This is a genomic window from Nocardioides sp. REDSEA-S30_B4 (genome assembly GCF_001627265.1).
Classification (GTDB): domain Bacteria; phylum Actinomycetota; class Actinomycetes; order Propionibacteriales; family Nocardioidaceae; genus Nocardioides.
On sequence record NZ_LUPI01000043.1, the window covers coordinates 60,117 to 66,172 of the forward strand.

Genomic DNA, 6,056 nt, shown 5'->3' on the forward strand with positions numbered 1-6,056 from the left:
GCCGGTCTGCGCGTCCAACCGGATCAACACCCCCGAGCTCGCCGAGCAGGTGCTGGCCGCGCACGAGCGCCTCGACGTGCTGATGCTCAACGCGGGCGTGATGGCCTCGCCGAAGGCGACCACCGAGGACGGCTTCGACGCCCAGCTGGCCACCAACGTGCTGGGCCACTGGTCGCTGCTGTGCCGGCTCGCGCCACTGGTCGTCGCCACGCCGGGGGCACGGGGGGGGACGCTGAGCAGCATCGCCCAGCACCAGGGGCGTGCGCTCGACCCGGCCGACCCGCACATGAGCGGCCGCTACAACCCCTGGCTGATGTACGGCAACACCAAGCTCGCCGCCCGCCACCTCGCGGTGGGGTTGCAGGAGCGGTTCGAGGCCGCTGGCGTCGACGCGATCGCGGTCGCCGCCCACCCCGGCCTGACCAACTCCGACCTGCAGGCCACCACTCACGCGCTCGGCGGTGCCGGCTGGCAGGGGCCGTTGTGGGACCGCCTGTCGAGCTGGTTCGGGATGAGCGTCCCGCGCGGTGCGCTGAGCCAGCTGCGGGCGGCGACCGAGCCCGGGGTGCGGGGCGGCACGTTGTACGGCCCGCTGCTGGCGATGGCCGGTCGCCCCGTCCGGCGTCCGCTGGTGCGGCCAGGCTCGGCCAGCGCCGTACGCCGGTTGTTCGAGGTGTGCGAGCGCGAGACCGGTCTGTCGCTGGACCTGTCCGGCGTCTCCGCGACCGACCGCTAGGGTCGCCTGCGTGAGTCGCACTCGGGAGGACCTCGTCGCCGTCGCGCTACGCCTGCTGGACTCCCACGGGCTGGCCGACGTCTCGATGCGCCGGGTCGCCGGGGAGCTGCAGCTGCAGCCGAGCGCGCTCTACCACCACGTCGCGTCGAAGCAGGAGCTGCTGGGCGCCGTGGCCGACGAGGTGCTGCGCCGCGGCGCGCGCCCGCGCGGTGCGGTGACCTGGGACGAGCGGGTCGTCGAGGTGGCGCACGAGCTGCGCGACGCGATGCTCGCCTACCGCGACGGCGCGGAGCTGGTCTCCACCGTCATCGCGTTCGGCCTGGGCGCGACGCAGCCGCTGGACGACCTGACGGCCGCGCTGGCCGAGTCGGGTCTCCCGGAGGCGCTGGTGCCCACCGCCGCGCGGACGGTGCTGCACCTCGTGCTCGGCCACACCCTCGAGGAGCAGACCCACCTGCAGGCCGGCTCTGCCGGTGCCATCGACGCTGACCCGCTGCCCGCCGACTTCGGCACGGGGCTGGGGTTCGTGGTCGAGGGGATTCGGTCGCGGGTGCGGGAAGGTTCAGCGGCGCCCCGCTGAACCTCACGGTGCGCCGATGCAGGTGCGACGGGGGTGCGTGAGTTCTGACCGCGAGGGCGAAGGTCTGACTGACATCAGTCCGACCTTGCACAGGACGGTCGAACCTTCGACCGCGAACGCGAAGGTCTGACTGACATCAGTCGAACCTTCACCAGCCCGGCAGCCACCCGCCCGCCTCGGCGGTGAACTCCTCGCGCCCCAGGGCGCCGGCACCGGCGGGCACCGCCCCGAGCAGGGGTACGCCGGTGACACGCGGCAGGTCCTCGCGGTTGCAGGTCTCGGCCAGGCCGGGGGAATCGGGCCACGACCCGATGACGAGTCCCCGCACCGGGATCCCGCGGGCCTGCAGGGCCCCGACGGTCAGCTCGGTGTGGTTGAGGGTGCCGAGCCCCGCGGCGCAGACGACGACGACCTCCACGTCGACGTCGCGGTCGACCAGCCAGGCCGCGAGGTCGAGCAGGGTGCCGCCGTCGGAGTCGAGCCGCACCAGCAGGCCGCCGGCGCCCTCGACGACGACCGTGTCGTGGAACTCGGTGTGCACCTTGAGCCGGTCGGCGTGCTCGGCGACCGTGGGCAGCGTGACCCCGGCGCGGCGGGCGGCGGTCTCGGGTGCGAGCGGCTCGTCGAGCGCGGCGTGCTCCTGCACGGCGCAGCCGGTGAGGCGGTGCACCTCCTCGGCGTCGCAGTCGCCGTCGGCGATGCCGGTCTGCACGGGCTTGACCACGACGACCTGCTCTCCGCGCGCGGCCAGCACCGACGACAGCGCCGCCGTCACGACGGTCTTGCCGACACCGGTCGACGTGCCGGTCACCACCAGCACCCGGCCTGGCCGGCTCACCGGTGCTCCTTCACGACCGCGACCAGCGTCTCGACGGTCCGGGCCCACGCGTCCTCGGGGACGCCGGCCGACACGGTGACCCGCAGCCGGGAGATCCCGTCGGGCACCGACGGCGGCCGGAAGCAGCCGACCCGCACCCCGGCCTCCAGGCACGCGTCGCGCGCGGCGACGGCGACCTGGGGCGACGGCATCGGCACCGACAGCACCGCGCCGTCCGGCGGCTCCACGCCCAGCTCCGCGGCCAGGTCCAGCACCCGCGACCGCACGCACGCGGCCAGGGAGACGTCGGCGCGCGCGATCCGCAGGGCCTCGAGCGCGGCGCCTGCGGCGGCGGGGGCGAGTGCGGTGTCGAAGATGAAGGGCCGGGCCCGGTTGACCAGGTGCTCGACGAACGCGGGGGAGCCGAGCACGGCCCCGCCCTGCGAGCCGAGCGCCTTGGACAGCGTGGCGGTCACCAGCACGTGGGGGAGCCCGGCCAGCCCGAGCCGCTGCACCACCCCGGCCCCGTGCACGCCCAGCCCGTGCGCCTCGTCGACCACGAGCAGGGCGCCGGCCTCCTCGCAGGCGGCCGCGAGCTCGACCAGAGGACCCTCGTCACCGAGGACGGAGTAGATCGACTCGGCCAGCACCATCGTCCGCTGATCCGGGGCCGAGGTGGCGAGGGCATCGACCACTGCCGACACCGAGCTGTGCGGGGTGATCGTGAGCCGTGCCCGCGACAGCCGCGCGGCGTCGACGAGCGAGGCGTGCACGTGGGCGTCGGAGACCACGTGGCAGTCGCGGCCGACCAGCCCCGTGACGACGGCCAGGTTGGCGGCGTACCCGGTCGAGAGCACCAGCGCTGCGTCGTGACCGGTCCATGCGGCGAGCTCGGCCTCGAGCTCGGAGTGCAGGTCGAGGGTGCCGGTGACCAGGCGCGAGGCGCCCGCCCCGCCGCCCCAGGTCTCGGCCGCCGCGGCGGCGGCCGCCCGCACCCGCGGGTCGCGCGCCAGCCCCAGGTAGTCGTTGCCGGCGAGATCGACGACGTCGTCGTCCGCGGGTCGCGGCACCAGCCACCGGGTCAGCCCGGCGGCCTCTCGGGCGGCGGCCTCGGCCGCCAGCCAGTCCGACCAGGAGGTCATCCGACCGCCACCGCCTCGGCCACGCCCTCGCAGATCAGGGCCACGTCGGTCGGGGAGGCCACGTAGGGCGGCATCACGTAGACCAGGTCGCGGAAGGGCCGAAGCCACACTCCCGCGTCGAGCGCCGCCTGCGTCGCCCGCGGCACGTCGACGGCGTGGTCGAGCTGCACGGCGCCCACCGCTCCCAGCACGCGTACGTCCACCACCCCCGCAGCATCGCGCAACGGCGCGAGGCCGGTGCGCAGACCGTCCGACACGCGGGCGACGTCGGCCTCCCAGCCGCGCGACTCGAGCAGCTCCAGCGACGCCAGCGCCACCGCGCAGGCCAGCGGGTTGCCCATGAACGTCGGGCCGTGCATCAGCACGCCGGACTCCGAGGCGGACAGGTCGTGGGCCACGCGCGGGGTGCACAGGACGGCCGCGAGCGTGAGGTACCCGCCGGTCAGCGCCTTGCCCAGGCACAGCACGTCGGGCACCACCTCGGCCGCCTCGCAGGCGAACATCGTGCCGGTCCGCCCGAGCCCGGTCGCGACCTCGTCGAGCACCAGCACCAGGTCGTGCTCGTCGGCCACCTCGCGCAGCACCCGCAGGCACGCCGGCGGGTAGGTCCACATGCCGCCGGCGCCCTGCAGCAGCGGCTCGACCACAATCCCGGCGAGCTCGTGCGCGTGCTCACCCGCCAGGCGTCGTACGCCGGCTGCCCACGTCTCCACCTCCGCGTCCGTCGCGGTGGCGGCCGGCGGCCGGTCCGCGAACACCTGCTGCGGCAGAACCCCGGCGAACATCGAGTGCATCCCGCCCTCGGGGTCGCACACGGCCATGCACCCGGCGGTGTCGCCGTGGTAGCCGCCGCGCACGGTCAGCATCCGCGAGCGCCCCGGCCGGCCCCGGCCGCGCTGGGCCTGCAGCGCCATCTTCAGGGCGACCTCGACCGACACCGACCCGGAGTCGGCGAGGAAGACGTGCTCGAGCCCCTCGGGGGAGATCGACACCAGCCTCTCGGCCAACCGGACCGCCGGGGCGTGGGTCAGCCCACCGAACATCACGTGCGACATCCGCCCGGCCTGGTCGGCCAGCGCGGCGTCGAGCTCGGGCACGGCGTACCCGTGCACCGCCGACCACCACGACGCCATCCCGTCCACGACCTCCCGGATGCCGTCCGGACCCGCCAACCGCAGCCGGACGCCGGAGGCGGACTCGACCACGCGCACCGGCGCCGGGTCGGTCATCGAGGTGTAGGGGTGCCACACGTGGGCGCGGTCGTAGGCCAGCAGCGCGGGCACGTCGGTGGGGTCGAGGGGGCTCATCGCGGGGTGAGAATACGGCGCGGCACGCCCACGAACTGAACACTGTTCAGGATCCGGCTCGACGGGGCTACGCTCCCGGTTCGTGACTGCTGCTCCCGTGACCCCGGACCTGACCGAGCCCGCGATCCTCAGCCGCGCCCGCACCCAGGTGCTGGAGAACGGCGAGGGCCTCTCCTACGAGGACCTGGTCGAGGTGCTGCGGCTGCCCGACGAGCACGTGCCCGCCCTGCTCGGGCTCGCCCACGACGTGCGGATGCGCCACTGCGGTCCCGAGGTCGAGGTCGAGGGCATCATCAGCCTCAAGACCGGCGGCTGCCCCGAGGACTGCCACTTCTGCAGCCAGTCCGGCCAGTTCACCTCCCCGGTGCGCTCGGTGTGGCTCGACATCCCGCAGCTGGTGCAGGCCGCGAAGGAGACCGCCGAGACCGGCGCGACGGAGTTCTGCATCGTCGCCGCGGTCCGCGGCCCCGACGAGCGGCTGATGTCGCAGGTGCGCGACGGAGTGAAGGCGATCCACGACGCGGTCGACATCAACGTCGCGTGCTCGCTGGGCATGCTCACCCAGGAGCAGGTCGACGAGCTCGCCGCGATCGGCGTGCACCGCTACAACCACAACCTCGAGGCCGCGAGGTCCTACTTCCCGAGCGTCGTCACCACGCACTCCTACGAGGAGCGCCGGGAGACCTGCCAGATGGTCCGCGACGCCGGCATGGAGCTGTGCTGCGGCGGCCTGGTCGGCATGGGCGAGACCCTCGAGCAGCGCGCCGAGCTGGCCTCCCAGCTCGCCGAGCTCGACCCCCACGAGGTCCCGCTCAACTTCCTCAACCCGCGCCCCGGCACCCCGTTCGGCGACCTGTCGACCATGGACGCCCAGGACGCGCTGCGCACCATCGCGGCCTTCCGCCTGGCGATGCCCCGCACGATCCTGCGGTACGCCGGTGGGCGCGAGCTCACCCTCGGCGACCTCGGCACCCGCGAGGGCCTGCTCGGAGGCGTCAACGCGATCATCGTCGGCAACTACCTCACCACCCTGGGCCGCGACCCCGACGAGGACCTCGCGCTGCTCAGCGAGCTGAAGATGCCGATCCGCGAGCTGGCGAAGACTCTCTAGTGACCGCGCCCGGGGTCGCCCGCACCTGTGGCCACTGCGGTCAGGCGCTGACCGCGCCGCACCCCCGCTGCGAGCAGATGCTCGCCCTGGAGCCGCCGCGCTTCTGCACCCGGTGCGGTCGGCGGATGAAGGTGCAGGTCACCCCGCGCGAGTGGGCCGCCACCTGCGTGGAGCACGGCACCGTCGCCGGCTGAGGTGGAGGCCGGCGGGGGTTTGTCGGCCAGCCGACGAACCCGGAAGTGGGACGACGAACCTTTGTCGTCTCCCTGTCTGCCAGTCTGCGTGTGAGTCAGTCGCTCTGATCTAGGAGTGATCGACTTGCCCATCGAAGGTGTCTACAGCGTCGAGGAACGACGCGCGTTC

General features: G+C 74.0%; 7 protein-coding genes. 4 read left to right on the top strand and 3 right to left on the bottom strand.

Annotated features, from left to right (window positions below; translation table 11 throughout):
- On the top strand, window positions 1–736 hold a 736-nt coding region (locus A6R01_RS10285), incomplete at its 5' end, for an SDR family NAD(P)-dependent oxidoreductase (protein WP_292605513.1).
- 10 nt (window positions 737–746) lie between these two features.
- The gene (locus tag A6R01_RS10290) at window positions 747–1,316 is read left to right on the top strand and encodes a TetR/AcrR family transcriptional regulator C-terminal domain-containing protein (RefSeq protein ID WP_292605515.1); all 570 of its coding nucleotides are present in this window, start codon (window positions 747–749) and stop codon (window positions 1,314–1,316) included.
- Window positions 1,317–1,464: 148 nt separating this feature from the next.
- Here the strand turns inward: A6R01_RS10290 and bioD are convergent, their stop codons facing one another.
- The 3 genes from bioD to A6R01_RS10305 are packed head-to-tail and all read right to left on the bottom strand — an operon-like array spanning window position 1,465 to window position 4,582.
- On the bottom strand, window positions 1,465–2,154 hold the full coding sequence (gene bioD / locus A6R01_RS10295) for a dethiobiotin synthase (protein ID WP_292605517.1): 690 nt from the start codon (window positions 2,152–2,154) through the stop codon (window positions 1,465–1,467).
- On the bottom strand, window positions 2,151–3,275 hold the full coding sequence (locus tag A6R01_RS10300) for an 8-amino-7-oxononanoate synthase (protein ID WP_292605519.1): 1,125 nt from the start codon (window positions 3,273–3,275) through the stop codon (window positions 2,151–2,153). The genes bioD and A6R01_RS10300 overlap by 4 nt, the downstream gene beginning before the upstream one ends.
- Entirely contained in the window at window positions 3,272–4,582 is a 1,311-nt protein-coding gene (locus tag A6R01_RS10305; RefSeq protein WP_292605521.1) for an adenosylmethionine--8-amino-7-oxononanoate transaminase, read from the bottom strand. Before A6R01_RS10305 ends, A6R01_RS10300 begins: the two co-directional genes overlap by 4 nt.
- Window positions 4,583–4,664: 82 nt before the next feature.
- On the opposite strand from A6R01_RS10305, the gene bioB reads away from it, so the two are divergent.
- Together bioB and A6R01_RS10315 are read left to right on the top strand one after the other, a co-directional pair.
- Complete coding sequence (bioB, locus tag A6R01_RS10310) at window positions 4,665–5,693, top strand: biotin synthase BioB (protein WP_292605523.1); 1,029 nt, start codon at window positions 4,665–4,667, stop codon at window positions 5,691–5,693.
- Complete coding sequence (locus tag A6R01_RS10315) at window positions 5,693–5,887, top strand: hypothetical protein (protein WP_292605525.1); 195 nt, start codon at window positions 5,693–5,695, stop codon at window positions 5,885–5,887. Before bioB ends, A6R01_RS10315 begins: the two co-directional genes overlap by 1 nt.
- The last annotated feature ends 169 nt before the right edge of the window (window positions 5,888–6,056 follow it).